Annotated in this window: 12 protein-coding genes; 3 read left to right on the top strand and 9 right to left on the bottom strand. The window is 71.8% G+C overall.

Features of this window, described 5'->3' with window-relative positions:
* Positions 1 to 3: 3 nt before the first annotated feature.
* The 3 genes from BJF85_RS01285 to BJF85_RS01295 all read right to left on the bottom strand — a co-directional run bounded on the left by BJF85_RS01285 (position 4) and on the right by BJF85_RS01295 (position 3,571).
* On the bottom strand, positions 4 to 903 hold the full coding sequence (locus tag BJF85_RS01285) for a methylenetetrahydrofolate reductase (RefSeq protein WP_083665826.1): 900 nt from the start codon (positions 901 to 903) through the stop codon (positions 4 to 6).
* Positions 900 to 2,045, bottom strand: a complete 1,146-nt coding sequence (locus BJF85_RS01290; RefSeq protein WP_255375314.1) for a glycine cleavage T C-terminal barrel domain-containing protein — start codon at positions 2,043 to 2,045, stop codon at positions 900 to 902. Before BJF85_RS01290 ends, BJF85_RS01285 begins: the two co-directional genes overlap by 4 nt.
* A gap of 383 nt (positions 2,046 to 2,428) precedes the next feature.
* Positions 2,429 to 3,571, bottom strand: coding sequence for a polysaccharide pyruvyl transferase family protein (locus BJF85_RS01295; RefSeq protein ID WP_075845394.1), 1,143 nt, complete (start codon positions 3,569 to 3,571; stop codon positions 2,429 to 2,431).
* Between the two features lie 144 nt (positions 3,572 to 3,715).
* Between BJF85_RS01295 and BJF85_RS01300 the strand changes: the two genes are divergently transcribed.
* From BJF85_RS01300 to BJF85_RS01310, 3 genes are read left to right on the top strand one after another with little or no spacing between them, the layout of a single operon-like run.
* Entirely contained in the window at positions 3,716 to 4,063 is a 348-nt protein-coding gene (locus BJF85_RS01300; protein WP_075845395.1) for a helix-turn-helix transcriptional regulator, read from the top strand.
* A complete protein-coding gene (gene arsB / locus BJF85_RS01305) occupies positions 4,060 to 5,154 on the top strand; it encodes an ACR3 family arsenite efflux transporter (protein ID WP_075845396.1) in 1,095 nt (364 codons plus the stop codon). Before BJF85_RS01300 ends, arsB begins: the two co-directional genes overlap by 4 nt.
* Before the next feature lie 2 nt (positions 5,155 to 5,156).
* Entirely contained in the window at positions 5,157 to 5,582 is a 426-nt protein-coding gene (locus BJF85_RS01310; protein ID WP_075845397.1) for an arsenate reductase ArsC, read from the top strand.
* A 35-nt stretch (positions 5,583 to 5,617) separates the two neighbouring features.
* Here BJF85_RS01310 and BJF85_RS01315 read toward each other — a convergent pair whose 3' ends face one another.
* Genes BJF85_RS01315 through BJF85_RS01340 form a run of 6 tightly spaced genes read right to left on the bottom strand, consistent with a single transcriptional unit; the run spans position 5,618 to position 13,897 of the window.
* Entirely contained in the window at positions 5,618 to 7,255 is a 1,638-nt protein-coding gene (locus BJF85_RS01315) for an ABC transporter ATP-binding protein (RefSeq protein WP_255375308.1), read from the bottom strand.
* Positions 7,219 to 8,037: an ABC transporter permease subunit gene (locus BJF85_RS01320; protein ID WP_369822047.1), complete on the bottom strand. Its 819-nt coding sequence runs from the start codon at positions 8,035 to 8,037 to the stop codon at positions 7,219 to 7,221. Before BJF85_RS01320 ends, BJF85_RS01315 begins: the two co-directional genes overlap by 37 nt.
* On the bottom strand, positions 8,034 to 8,909 hold the full coding sequence (locus tag BJF85_RS01325) for an ABC transporter permease (protein ID WP_222844415.1): 876 nt from the start codon (positions 8,907 to 8,909) through the stop codon (positions 8,034 to 8,036). Before BJF85_RS01325 ends, BJF85_RS01320 begins: the two co-directional genes overlap by 4 nt.
* Positions 8,794 to 11,871 carry an MFS transporter gene (locus BJF85_RS30965; protein WP_075845399.1) on the bottom strand — a complete coding sequence of 1,026 codons (3,078 nt, stop codon included), beginning with the start codon at positions 11,869 to 11,871 and terminating at the stop codon, positions 8,794 to 8,796. Before BJF85_RS30965 ends, BJF85_RS01325 begins: the two co-directional genes overlap by 116 nt.
* Complete coding sequence (locus tag BJF85_RS01335; RefSeq protein WP_255375310.1) at positions 11,868 to 13,010, bottom strand: PLP-dependent cysteine synthase family protein; 1,143 nt, start codon at positions 13,008 to 13,010, stop codon at positions 11,868 to 11,870. Before BJF85_RS01335 ends, BJF85_RS30965 begins: the two co-directional genes overlap by 4 nt.
* Positions 13,007 to 13,897 (bottom strand): Rossmann-like domain-containing protein, encoded by an 891-nt coding sequence (locus tag BJF85_RS01340; protein WP_075845400.1) that lies wholly within the window; start codon positions 13,895 to 13,897, stop codon positions 13,007 to 13,009. The genes BJF85_RS01335 and BJF85_RS01340 overlap by 4 nt, the downstream gene beginning before the upstream one ends.
* Positions 13,898 to 13,995 lie beyond the last annotated feature (98 nt).

Here is a 13,995-nt window from a genome sequence, read left to right on the forward strand (position 1 = left end):
GGCTCACCCCTCCCCTCCTGCTGGTCGATCGTGGGCACCGCCGGCAGGTCCGGCGGCGAGGTCGGTGACGAGGCGGGCGGTGGCCCGCACCCGGTTGAACGTGTAGAAGTGCAGTCCCGCGAGCGGTAGCCCTGGGTCGAGCTCGGCCAGTCCCCGCAGGACCGCGTGCCGACCCGAGCGCGGTGTCCGTAGGCCGGCTTTCAGCAGTCCCAGCACGGTCGACCGGTTCGAGGTCACGAACCGCAGCGAGTCGCCGACGCCGATCCGCGCGCCGACCCTGGCCAGCGTCACGGCGTCGACGTCGCCGGGCACCCCGGCGACCACCGGCAGCCGCAACCCGCGCTGCTGCGCGGCGGTCAGGAACGCCGCCACCGCGCCGACGTCGAAGCACAACTGCGTCACGGTGTAGGTCGCATAGTCCTGTTTGGACAACAGCGAGGCCCACAACGTCTCGGGGTCGATGCTCGGATGATCCTCCGGGTACGACGGCACGCCCACCGCGGCCGGCAACCGGTCCAGCTCGGCCATCGCACGCAGCAGCGCGAGCCCGTCCGGGTACGGCCCGGCGGCCACGGCGGCGTCGCCGCCGACGACGAACACGTCGTCCACTCCGGACCCGGCGAGGCGGTCGAGCACGTCGGCCAGCTCGCCGCGACTCGTGAGCTGCCGCGCCGCCAGGTGCGGAACCGGTCGCAACCGCTGTGCCGCCAGCTTCTCGCAGAGCTCGACGGTCGCACCGGTCCCGCGGCGCGGGGAGGCCGTCACCGTGACGACCGTGTCCTCCGGCAGGAGGCCCGTCTGCTCGAGCACGCCGGCCAGGGGCAGCACCTCGTACCGCGGGCGGGCCAGGAGCGGCGCCAACGCCCGCGCGGTGCGGCTGCTGCGGACACGCGGTCCCCTCATCGCTTCGGGGTCTCCTTCCGCGGGTCGATGAACGGCTTGTCCACGACCGTCGCCTCCCGGATTCCCGTCGGCGTGACCACCGTCAGGTCGGTGCCGGTCCCGCTGAGCTCGATGGGCACCATGGCCAGCCCGATGTTGCGTTCGAGCCGCGGCGAGTGGCAGGCACTCGTCACCGTCCCGACCGCGGTTCCCGACCGGTCCCGCACCTCGAACGGCTCGATCATCGACCCGTCGTTGTACGTGCCGAGCGGCTCCCCGGACATCTCCAGTCCCACCATGAGCCGGGAAACGCCCTCGGCCCGGGCCCTGGCCAGTGCGGCCTTGCCGATGAAGTCGGCCTCCTGGTCGAGGTCGACCATCCACGAGTAGTCGTAGCCGACCTCGAGGGGGTTGGTGCCGAGCGTGATGTCGCAGCCGTAGGCGAGCATGCCCGCCTCGATCCGCCGCATGTGGCACGGTCCGATGGGCCGCAGCCCGTGGGGACGGCCGGCCTCCCACACCGCGTCCCACAGCCGGCCCGCGTTACGCGAGGCGTCGCGCAGGTAGAGCTCGTAGCCGATCTCACCGGAGTATCCGGTGCGGCTGACGACCACCTGCATCCCGTCGACGGTGAACTCCCGCAGCCGGTAGTACGGCACGTCGAGCACGTCGGCGCCGAACAGATCGCACAGGACCTCCTTGGCGAGGGGCCCCTGGATCTGCAGCGGTGCGACGTCGACCTCGGCGATGCGGACGTCCCAGCCGCCCGCGTGCGCGAGGCCCATGGCCCACAGCCCGACGTCGGAATCGGCCAGGGAGAGCCAGAATCGGTTCTCCTCGAGCCGCAGCAGCACCGGGTCGTTGATGATGCCGCCGTCGGGCGCGGTGATGAACACGTACTTGCACTGTCCGATGTCGCACCGGTTCAGGTCGCGCGGTACGAGCATGTTGGTGAAATCGAACGCGTCCGGTCCGGAGATCTCGAGCTGACGCTCGACCCCGACGTCCCAGACGGTCACGCCCTGCAGCAGTGCCCAGTACTCGCCGACCGGGTCGCCGTAGTGGCGTGGGTGATAGGTGTGGTTGTACACGCTGTACATCGCTACCCCGTGGGCACGGGATTTCCAGAAGTACGGCGATTTCCGCAGTCGCGTGTACAGCATCACCGCCGGGTTGGCGGGGACGTTCGGCCCCCCGGTGTCCGCGGCGAAGCCGGTGTCGATCCGACTGTCCGAACGCGTGTCGAAGGCGCTGGTAATGGCATCGGTCATGGGGCCCACCTCGTTGTTCCGGCCCGGTTCGATGTGGTGCGTTCTGGGCGAAGGCCCGCCGCCTCGTCGCCGACGCGCTGCACTGTGCGTGCACTCCCGCGCGGTTGCGTCATTCGCAACGAGTTCTGTATTGGTAAACCGCGTACGCCCAGGATGGGCCGGACCCCGCAGCGCGTCAAGAGGGCCGGAAAGGGTTTTCGCGCAGCCGGGAATGTGGATCTACCTGGGGTTTTGACACCGTGTGCCGCAGCAAGGGGAAGCGCCTCGGGCGTGGCTCACTCCGTGTCGTAGACGTGCTCGGCGACGATGCCCTTCATCGTCGCGAGCATGTCGAGGGTGTCGGCGGCGTATCCGCCGTCCTCGGGAATCGGCGGCACGTCGTCGCCCGCGGCATCGATCATCGACCAGCCGCTGCCCAACCGGATGAGGCTGGCGTGCTTGGTGTCGTAATAGTCGGGCGACACACTGACGGCGACGCCGCGTGCGCCCGCCGCGGCGGCGAGCAGATGCAGGTGGAAGCGCGTCGAGATCCACACCTGGTCGGCGGCCGCGGGGATACCCCGGCGCCACAGGGCCGACATCGGCACGAACTCGGCGCCGGGCAGCTCGGCGGAGAGCAGGTCGTAGACGGCCCGGTCGATGCGGGGAATCGCCTCGACGAACGTCAGTTCCTCCGACGGAACCTCCCACCGTCGCAGCAATCCGAGCAGCCGACCGGCCAAGGCGGACGGTTCGAGCGCGCCGATGTCGGACTGCATGCAGACCATGAACTTGCGCGCCTTCTCGTGGTCCTCGGGTTTCGGCACCTCGAGGAACACGTCGTCGCACGTGGCCCGGGCGCCCGCCGAGGCGAGCAGCTCCGCGGAGTGTTCGTCCCGGGTGTCGACGACCGCGAAGTGCCGCAGCAACGCGTGCAACAGTTCCCCGCTGCCCGGCGCGAGCGGCGCGAAGCCCTGCCCCGTGGCCGCGAGGCGCGCTCCGGACCGCTCCCGCGCGGCGACGGCGCCGGCGAGGAGCCCGACGTGCTGCGGCCAGAGCCCGTTGATGTACCCGCCGCCGATGACGTGGATGACGTCCATGTGGCCGAGCAGTTCGACGCCGGGATGGCAGCGGGGCATCAGGCCCGGTTCGTGCAGCACCCGCCGCACCCACGCGGCCACCTGCCACGGATCCGCGGTCGGGGCCTCGGTGCTCAGGCGCCACAACGTGTTGGTGCACCGCAGGTTGGGGTGCAGCCCCGCGAGCATCACCTGCGCCGTGCCCGGCGTGTGGCAGTCGAGCCACACCTCGGCGTCGGGCGCGACCCGGGCCAGATGCCGCAGCCAGGTCGCCGCCAGCAACTCGTCGCCGAAATTGGGCAGGCCGGTGGGGCCGACCAGGTAGATCCGACGGGGCGAGGCAGACTCGGCGCGGGACATACCGACCGACCGTAACAGCACGGACGCGTGGCGTGGCGCGCAACGTGCAGATCGGACGGTGCCGGCACGTAGGGACCCGTGATCAACCCCTCAACCAGTATGGATAGATTGACATCTATCTAGACGCCGCTCAATCTTGTCCACATGTCCGATGAGGTGTGCTCGACGTCGCTGGCGGGCGAGCCGTTGTCGCCGCCGCAGGCGACCGAGTTGTCCCGTGCGTTCAAGGCACTGTCCGATCCGGTGCGCCTGCGCCTGTTGTCGCTGATCGCCTCGCATACCGGCGGCGAGGCGTGCGTGTGCGATCTGACCGGCGCGTTCGACCTCACCGGACCCACCATCTCCCATCACCTCAAGGTCCTCCGCGAGACCGGCCTGATCGTCGGCGAACGCCGTGGGACGTGGATCTACTACCGCGTCGATCCGGCCGTGCTGGATCGACTGTCGAGCGTCCTGGCACCGGCCGACACCGGAACGGATGTCCCCGCGTGAGCACCGAGACGCATGCGCCGGCCGAGTCCGGTGTGGCCGGCCGACTGTCGACGTTGGACCGTTTCCTTCCACTGTGGATCGCGCTGGCCATGATCGCCGGGCTCCTGGCCGGGCGATCGGTGCCGGGCCTGGACAGCATGCTCAAGGCGATCGAGGTCGGCGGCATCTCGGTGCCGATCGCGCTGGGCCTGCTGGTGATGATGTACCCGGTACTGGCGAAGGTCCGCTACGACCGGCTCGACACCGTCACCCGCGACCACCGGCTGCTGTGGTCGTCGCTGGCGCTGAACTGGATCCTCGGACCGGCGCTGATGTTCGCACTGGCGTGGCTGCTGCTGCCGGACCTGCCGGAGTACCGGACCGGGCTGATCATCGTCGGGCTCGCCCGCTGCATCGCCATGGTGATCATCTGGAACGACCTCGCGTGCGGCGACCGCGAGGCGGCGGCCGTGCTGGTCGCCCTCAACTCGGCGTTCCAGGTCGTCGCGTTCGGCGCGCTCGGCTGGTTCTACCTCGCCCTGCTGCCCGGCTGGCTGGGTCTGCCCACGGCCGATCTCGACGTCTCGGCCTGGCAACTGGTCGTCAACGTGGTGATCTTCCTGGGCATCCCGTTGCTCGCGGGCTACGTGACGCGCCGCATCGGCGAACGCACCAAGGGACGCGGCTGGTACGAATCCCGGTTCCTGCCGCGGATCGGGCCGTTCGCCCTGTACGGCCTGCTGTTCACCATCGTCCTGCTGTTCGCACTGCAGGGTGAGCAGATCACCGGCCGCCCGCTCGACGTGGTGCGCATCGCGCTGCCGCTGCTGATCTACTTCGCCGTGATGTGGGCGGGCTCGTACGCGCTCGGACGCGCCGTCGGCCTCAACTACGAACGCACGACCACGCTCGCGTTCACCGCCGCGGGCAACAACTTCGAACTCGCCATCGCCGTCGCCATCGCCACGTTCGGCGCGACCAGCGGGCAGGCGCTCGCCGGCGTCGTCGGGCCCCTGATCGAGGTGCCCGTCCTCGTCGGACTCGTGTACGTCTCGCTCGCACTGAGGCGCCGCTTGTTCACACAGCCCGGTCCCACAACCACCGGAGGGTGACCATGTCCGACACCTCAGCCGCCCCGTCCCAGCCGCCGCGCCCGTCGGTGTTGTTCGTGTGCGTGCACAACGCGGGGCGCTCGCAGATGGCGGCCGCGCTGCTCGAACATCACGGCGGCGGCCGCGTCGAGGTCCGCTCGGCGGGCTCGGCGCCGGCGGACTCGATCAACCCCGCGGTCGTCGAGGTCATGGGCGAACTGGACATCGACCTCCACGCCGCGGTGCCGAAGGTGCTGACGACGGAGGCGGTCGAGGCCTCGGACGTCGTGGTCACGATGGGCTGCGGCGACGCGTGCCCCGTGTTCCCCGGCAAGCGGTACCTGGACTGGCAGCTCGAGGACCCGGCCGGTCGGGGCGTCGACGCCGTCCGCCGCATCCGCGACGACATCGACCTCCGCGTCCGCACCCTCCTGTCCGAACTGCCCTAACCCCCGTCGCCGTGTCAGCACCCCCCGTCGCCGTGTCAGCAATCCACGTCGCCGTGTTGGCGTTTCGGGGACGCCACGGCGTCGTGCAGTGACCGGGTGGCGATGACCAGCTCCTTGCCGGCACGCGAGCACGGGGCGGATTCGAGCACGCCCGGACCGGCCGTCTCCACGATGCGGCCGGCGTCGACGACGTGCAGCTCGTCGGCCGGCCGGGACACCGCGGCCAGGTCGTGGCTGATCAGCACCACCGCCATGCCGAACGTCCCACGCGCATGGGCGAGCGTGCGCAACACCTCGGCCCGGTTGACCGTGTCCAACGCGGAAGTGACCTCGTCGCAGATCAGCACCCGCGGACGGGCCAGCAGCGCACGCACCAACGCCGCACGTTGCAACTGGCCGCCGGACAACTCGTCGGGCCGTCGCCGCGCCTGCTCGGCGTCGACGCCCCAGGCGGCCAACAGTTCCGCCGCCTCCGCCCGTGCCTCCCGGACCGGGACGCCGCGGAGCAGCTCGGCGGTCCGGGCGATCTGCGTCGTCACCGCACGGCCCGGGTCGAAACTCGCCTGCGCGTCCTGGGGTACGTACTGCACGTGCCGTCGTTGCGCCCGCGTACGCCGCCGGGCGCTCGGCGACACCGGCTCCCCGTCGAGGCGCAGCACGCCGCTGGTGAACGGAGTCAGGCCGGCGAGACCGCGGGCCAGGGTCGTCTTCCCCGCGCCCGAGCGGCCGACGATGGCCACCCACCCTCCCTCGTGGACTGTCAGGTGCGCCCCGCCCAGCAGCACGGCGCCGTCGCGTGCGCGGTGACCGACGCCCTCGGCGACCAACACCGGCGGCCCCGGCCGGGACTGCGGCGCCCGACCGGCCGTGGCCGACTCGGCCGCCACCAGCGTGCGCCCCTGCTCGGAAGCGGGCGCTCCGAGCACCGACGCCGATGTGCCGCGCTCGACGACGCGGCCGTCGTGCAGCACCAGCACCGTCCCGGCCAGCCGCCGCGCCAGTGCGAGGTCGTGGGTCAACAGCACCAGCGCCGTGCCGGCCGCAACCACATCGGACAGCAGATCGGCGATCTCGGACCGGGTGACGGTGTCCGCGCCGGTCGTCGGCTCGTCGAGGACGATCACCTCCGGCCGGGTGATCAGCGCCTGCGCCAGCACGACGCGTTGTTGCTGGCCGCCGGAGAGTTGGTGCGGGAAGCGCCGGAGCACCGCCGGATCCAAACCGACCGCGGCTACCACGCTGCGCACCGCCGCCTCGCGCCCGGCCCGGCCGGGACCGCGCGACCCCGACTCCCGCAACGCGGCCGCCTCGCGCAGGGCGCCACCGATCCGCCGCATCGGGTTCAACGCCTCGCCCGGATGTTGCGGCACCAGCGCGATCCTGCCCGCCCGCGCCGTCCGCCGCGTCTTCTCCGAACGGCCCAGCAGGTCCACTCCGGACAGTGTCACGCTGCCCGACAGGGCGATGCCCGGACGGGACTCCCCCAGCAGCGCCTGCGCGAGTGTCGTCTTGCCGCTGCCCGACCGGCCCACGACGGCCACCACGGTGCCCGGCTCGACGTCGACGTCCACCGCGTCCACGAGGACCCGCTCGTCCGCGCGCGCGTGCACGCCGCGCGCCCGCACAACCCGCCCGCTCACCGCCCGGCCGCCGATCGTGCCGCCCGGCTCCACCGCATCGACCGCGCCGCTCCGGTCCTCCTGGTGGCCCGGTCCACGACCAGGTTGGCCGCGACGCACAGCACCACCAGCAGGCCCGCGGGGACGAGGGCGGTCCACGGTTGCAGGAACAGCGCCTCCCGGTTGCGTTCGACGAGCACCGCCCAGTCGACCGCCGACGAGCCCAGTCCGAGCCCGAGGAAGTTCGCCGACGCGATCAGCTGCAGCACCACGATCAGCCTGCTGCCCGCGTCCACGGCCACCGGACCGGCGACGGCTCGTCCGGTGTGCCACAGGTGGATGCGCCACCACGGTTCACCCTGCAGCACCATCGTCTCCACCGCCGCGCGGCACGCCGGTGCCAACGCGGCGCTGCGGGCCAGTCGCACGATCGCCGGCAGCTGCAGCGCGGCCACCGCCGCGACCAGGCCGAACGCGTCCTGCCGTCCGGTGGCCGCCAGCACCAGCAGCACGAGCAGACCCGGCAGCGCCAGCAGCAGGTCGAGACCGTGCAGCAGCGTCTCGTCGACCCACCGGCGCGACTGGCCGACCATCGTCAGCGCCAAGGGGACGCCGACGAGGTACGCCAGCGCCAGCGACGCGCCCGCCAGCAGCACCACCGTCTGCCCGCCGGACAGGGCCAACGCGAGCACGTCCCGGCCGAGCACGTCCGTGCCGAGGGGGTGCCCGGACCCGGGCGGCAGCAACGGCGCGGCCTGTGACTGCGTCGGCCCCGCCAACAGCGGACCCAGGACCGCCACCAGCAGTCCGGCGCCGAGCATCGCCCACCCGATCACGTGACCACGTCCCGCTGCGGAACGAGCCGCCGCGCCGCGACATCCGCGAGGACGTTGACCACGACCGTGGTGACGACGAACAGGATCGCGTAGCCCTGCACCACCGGCAGGTCGCGCGCCCGCACCGCCTCCACGAACCCGGCGCCGACGCCGGGCAGACCGAACATCGCCTCCACCACGAGCACACCGCCGAGGAGACCGTCCACCGTGCGCGCCAGCTGCTGCACGGCCGGGGCGATGCCGTTCGGCACCACGGTGCGCAGCAGCACGGCGCGTTCGGAGACGCCGAGCAGCCGCAGGTGCGTCGCGTAGGGCGCGTCACGCGCGTCGGCCACCCCGATCCGGATCTGCCGCGCCAGCGCGCACAGGTGCTTCGCCACGAGCACCGCGACGGGCAGCACAAGTACCGCAGGCTGGTCGACCAGCGACCCTCCCGGCAGTCCGGCAGCCGTGGCAGGAAACCACCCCAGCTGCAGCGCGAACACGGCGGCCAGCACCATGCCGAGCGCGAACTCCGGAATCGCGCCGAGCGCCACGACCAGCGCGTTCAGCGCCCGGTCGACCCGCGAGCCGGGCCGCGTTCCGCCGAGGACTCCGACCAGCAGGGCCACCGGCAGCACACACGCCAGCGTCACCGCGGCCAGCACCAGCGTGCCGGCCACCTCCGAACCCAGGTCCTCGGTCACCGGTCGCCCGGTCAACCACGACGTGCCGAGGTCGCCGCGGACAATCCCCGCGAGCCATTCGACGAACCGCTCACCCCACGGCCGATCCAGCCCCAGCTCGGCACGCAGAGCCGCGACCTGCTCGTCCGTGGCGTGCTCCCCGGCCGCGATCACGGCCGTGTCGCCGGGCAGCAGGGACGTCAGCACGTAGACGCCCGTGACGACGACCGCGATCTGCACCAGCCCGGCGCCGAGCCGCCGCACGGGGTAGGGCGCGCTCACCCCACGACGCGCCGTCGAACCGCGCCCAGTCCTGCGAGTTCGGCGTCGCCGCGCGCAATCCGTCGACGCCCGGGGCGACGGCGACGTTCCAGTGGCTGAATCCCCACACGACGAGCCCGCTGTCGACGTGGGCGACGTGCTGGGCCCGGGCGAGCAGGCGCGCCCGGTCGCCGTCGTCGGCGGTGGCGATCGCCCGGGAGAACAGGCCGTCGAACTCGGCCGAGTCGAAGTGGGTGTAGTTGCCGCTCTCGCTGCCGGAGGTCATCCGCTGCCCGAGGAACACCGGCACCGGCAGCGCGGCCGTCCGGGTGTGCGCGGCCACGCCCCGCTCCTCGATCTCGTCGAAGTAGGTCTCCGACGGCCGGGCCTGCGGGGTGACCGTCAGCCCGATCTCGGCCAACTGTTCGGCGATCAGCGTCGCCGCCCGCTCGAAGTACGGGTCGGTGTCGCTGGTCAGCAGTGTGATCTCCGAGCGCCCTGCACCGGCCTCGCGCACGAGTTCTCGGGCGCGGTCGACGTCCCGGGTGCGCTGCGGCAGATCATCGGCGTAGTGCTCGAGATCCTTGCCGAACAGGTCGTTGCCGACCTCGCCCTTGCCACTGAGCGCGACCTCCACGAGCGCTTCCCGGTCGATACCGAGCTGCACCGCCTCGCGCAGACGCGGATCGTCGAACGGGGCACGGTCGACCTTGAGCGCCACCGCCTGCATCGTGCTGTGGGGCGCGGACAGCACCCGCGCGCGCTCGTCGCCCTCGAGCCTGCGCGCGGCGTTGGCGCCGACGTCGTGCGCGTAGTGCACCTGCCCGGACAGCAGCGCCGACACCCGGGCAGACTCGTCGTTGATGGGCACGAATTCCAGCTCCGCAGGTGCCGCCGGGCCGGACCAGTGGTCGTCGAACCTCGTGAACACCGCACTGCCGCCGGGTTCGAACGACGAGAACCGGAACGGCCCGGACCCGACCGGGTTCCGGAAGCCCGTCGTGCCCGCCGGGACGATCTCGGTGCCCGGTGCGCCCCACGCCGCCGGGAACTCGAAGTTCGGCGCCTGCAGGACGAGTTCGAGTTCGCGTTCGGAGTGGGCGCGGCTCGCCGCGAAGTCCACCGGGGTGAAGTGCGTCTGCGCGGACGCGCCGGCCCCGGGGTCGGCGATCCGCCGGTAGCTGTACAGGACGTCCTCGGCCGTCACGGGGCTTCCGTCGTGGAACCGGGCCCCGCGCAGCGTGATCCGCCAGCGCCGGCCGGCATCTCCGGACTCCCACGACTCGGCCAGCCGCGGGACGATGCTCATGTCGTCGTCGTACGCCACGAGGGTGTCGAACAGGGCCTTGGCCCTGGCCTGGTCGACGAACAGCGGCGTCACGTGCGGATCGAGCGACTCCCGTCCACCCGCCGTCGCGAAGGCGACGCGGAACCGCTCGCTTCCCGCACCGCCCGCGGCGCATCCCGGGAGGACGGTCACGGCGGCGGCACCCGCAGCGGCGGCGAGGAAACGCCGCCGGGTCCATCGTGGACGGACCCGGTCACCGGCGGCTCGGCTCATGTCCACCCTCCTTGTCCCCGGCACCTTCGCCGGTGTCAGCGGTGTCGTCGGTGTCAGCGGTGTCAGCAGCCTTGTCGTCGGCGTCCTCGGATGCGGCGCTCTCGGAGGACCGGCGGAGCAGGCCGCGGCGTTCCATGGCCCCCGCACCCGCGGCTCCGGCGAGTCCGACGACGCACAGCGCCAACACGGGAGCCACCGCAGTTCCGCCACCCCGGCGAGGTCGAGCAGGGTTCCGGCGAGCCAGCTCACGCCGGCGGCCGCGACGCTCGAGACGAGGTAGTAGAACCCGTAGTAGGTGCCGGCCAGCCGTTCGCTGCCGACGACGGGAAGCAGCTCCATCGCGAACGGATTGGTGATGGCCTGGCCGACGGTGAACAGCACCGTCGTCGCCAGCACCGGGATCATCACCAGTGCCACCGTCACGCCGAGGTCCTCACCGGTGCGGGTGACCAGGAACGGCGAGGCGACCAGCAGCGGCACGAACGACAGGCCCATGCACGCCAGGCCGACGACGACCGAGCGGCCGGAGGTCCACCGCGCGCGGCACCATTCGGTGATCCGCACCTGACCGGCCACGCCGATCACCGTGGACACGACGAACACCAGCGTGATCGCCCACGACAGCCCGGACACCCGCTGCGCCTCGAGCGGGATCATCAGGTACAGCTGGTTGTACAGGCCGAAGTAGGCCGACAGCGACACCGTGAACGCGAGGAACCGCCGGTTGGTCACGACCTCGCGCCAACTGCCGAGCACGCCCGTCTGTTGCGGTTCGACCTCGCGGTGCGGCAGGACGAGGATCTGCGCCACCGTGAGGACGGCGAACGCGACGCACGCGACCCACGCCACGGCGCGGAAGTCGATCGTCAGCAGCAGCGCGCCGAGCAGCGGCCCGACCAGCGTGCCGGCGTGGGCGAAGACGTTGAACACCGAGAACGCCTCGGCGCGCCGCTCCCCGGCCTCGTGCATGAGGTAGGTCCGCACGGCAGGGTTGAAGAACGCCCCCGCGAGCCCGGTGAGCACCACGGCGGCGATCAGCCCCGGCAGCGACGTCAGCAGGGCGAACAGGCCGAACGCCAGCACCCGCAGACCGCAGCCGAGGATGATCATCGGCCGGCAGCCGATCCGATCCGCGGCGGTGCCGCCGACGAGGAACATGCCCTGCTGGCTGAGGTTCCGCAGCCCGAGCACGAGGCCGACGATCGCGGCCCCGTATCCGAGTTCGGTGCTCATGTACGAGGCCAGGAACGGCAGCAGCATGTAGAAGCCGATGTTGATGCCGAACTGGTTGAGCACCAGCAGCCGCGCCGGTGTGGACAGCTGTCGGAATGCGCTTCGGGTCGTCACGAGAGCTCCTCCTCGCGGGTCGCATCGGGGCGCGGCGCTCGCCGCTCGCACGGATCGGGCACGTCGACGCAGCGCGCCCATCGGTGCCCGACCGAATCGGCGACACTGTCCACTGTGTCCGGTTCGTCGGCGACGGCCGTCAGTCCGTGGCGTAGGCAGAAGCCGTCGTCGAAGACCGATTCCCAGTAGCGGCTCGGTCCGTCGGGGAACACGGCGGCCACGCGGTCGGAGCCGAGCTCGCGTGCGCACCACGCCGCGACCATCGCGGCGGCTCCGGTGCTCCAGCCGCCGCTGACGAACGTGCCGGCCGCCAGCCGCCGGCACGCGTCGACCGTCTCCCCCGGGCCGACCCAGTGGACCTCGTCGAACTGGTCGTAGGCCACGTTGTCGGGATGGATGCTGCTGCCCAGTCCGCGCATCACGCGCCGCCGGGCCGGCTGGCCGAAGACGCTCGAGCCCGGGGCGTCGACGCCGATCAGGCGGACGTCGGGCCAGGTGCGGCGCACCACCGACGCGATGCCCGCACTGTGCCCGCCGGTGCCGACACTGCACACGAGGGCGTCGAGGTGCTCGAGCTGCTGGGCCAGTTCGAGGCCCATCTGGTGATACCCCGTGGGGTTGTCCGGGTTGTTGTACTGGTCGGGCCAATACGCGCCGGGGATCTCGTCCAGGATCTGCTCGACCCGATCGAGGCGCGCCTGCTGCCAGCCCCCGGTCGGGTGTGGACGGTCGACGATCTCCAGGCGCGTCCCGTAGGCGTGCAGCAGGCGCCGGGTCATGTCGTCGAGTTCGTCGTCGGCGACGATGACGACGGGGTGCCCGAGGGCGCGCCCGACGAACGACAGTCCGATGGCGAGCGTGCCGCTGCTCGATTCGACGACGGTGCCGCCGTCGTCGAGGTCACCGCGCCGGCGGGCGCCCTGCAGCATCGCCAGCGCCGCGCGGGCCTTCATCGTGGCAGGGCCGACTCCTTCCAATTTGGCCCAGAATCCCGGATGGTGCCGGGGCAAGGGCGTACTCACGCGCAGCACCGGGGTGTTGCCGATGAGGTCGAGCAGCGATACGCACCGGCGTCCGCCCGGAGTGTCCACCGTGGTCGTCCGCGTCTCGCCGGGACCGGTGTGCTGGAACGGAATCACGCGGAGCCACCCCCTTCGCCGGCGCCGTGGCCTTCGCCGTACACGTGGACGTCCGTGGCGTCACCGCTGAGCCAGAAGAACGGGTACGGCTCGGCCGACAACGCGGCGATCTCACCGGCACCGCCGGTCCCGTCTCCCAGGAGCTCCCGGAGCACCGCGGCGCCGGTCTGGGCGAACATCACCAGTGGGATGCCGCGCTCGCGGCAGCGGTGGGAGATGTCGTCGAACGTGCCGTTGCCGAGGGTCATCCCCGAGGCGAGCACCGCGTCCGCACCCTCGATCGCCGCGCGGTGGTCGTCGGTGATCGGTTCGTCCCATTCGGTGCGTCCGCCGCCGAGGTCGCAGGCGACGTAGTCGAGGCCGCGTTCCCGTAGCGCGGACAGCAGCGAGTTGACGACGCCGATGACGGCGACCGTGCCGCCGGCGGGCAGGGGCACGAGGTCGGCGACGACGCGGGCGCGCGCCATCGATTTCTCCAGGGAGGTCCCGGACGGGATCCGCACCGTCCGGGAGTCGAGGGGATGCGGCCTGCGGGCCGCGAGGTAGGCGTCGAGGGCGGCGATGCGCACCGCGCGGGCAGGGTGTGCCAGCAGCGACGCGACGTCCGAGCCGACGATCTCGCGCACGACAGCACTGTCCACAGCGGAACTGTCCACTTCGTCCGGCTCGACGGCGCACGACCCGACGCAGGGTCCCACGCGCACGCTCAGGACGGTGTTGACGTATCCGCTGCTGCGGCCGGTGTGCCGGGCGGCTTGGACGGTCAGGAACGCCACGGATGCCGTGGCCTCGGTCAGGGCAGGGTTGTCATCCGGGAGCAGGCCGGCGACGACGCGTTCGAGCGCACCGTCGGCCGATCTCCCCGGATCGGGGAAGTTCTGGGACACACGACTCTCCACATCGCACGGACAGGAACGGGTAGGGGAACCGCCCTATGCGATGTGGGTGACGTGGATACAGTGGGTGAATTGGGCCGGGAATGCCG

The sequence above is a fragment of the Saccharomonospora sp. CUA-673 genome (genome assembly GCF_001942305.1).
In the GTDB taxonomy this organism is placed as follows: domain Bacteria; phylum Actinomycetota; class Actinomycetes; order Mycobacteriales; family Pseudonocardiaceae; genus Prauserella.

What these genes read in the sequence shown, in the direction of transcription:
- BJF85_RS01310 (WP_075845397.1), top strand. Translation starts at nt 5,157, where the DNA reads ATGTCCGACACCTCAGCCGCCCCGTCCCAGCCGCCGCGCCCGTCGGTG.
- BJF85_RS01300 (WP_075845395.1), top strand. Translation starts at nt 3,716, where the DNA reads ATGTCCGATGAGGTGTGCTCGACGTCGCTGGCGGGCGAGCCGTTGTCG.
- BJF85_RS01290 (WP_255375314.1), bottom strand. Translation starts at nt 2,045, where the DNA reads ATGCTGTACACGCGACTGCGGAAATCGCCGTACTTCTGGAAATCCCGT.
- BJF85_RS01285 (WP_083665826.1), bottom strand. Translation starts at nt 903, where the DNA reads ATGAGGGGACCGCGTGTCCGCAGCAGCCGCACCGCGCGGGCGTTGGCG.
- BJF85_RS01295 (WP_075845394.1), bottom strand. Translation starts at nt 3,571, where the DNA reads ATGTCCCGCGCCGAGTCTGCCTCGCCCCGTCGGATCTACCTGGTCGGC.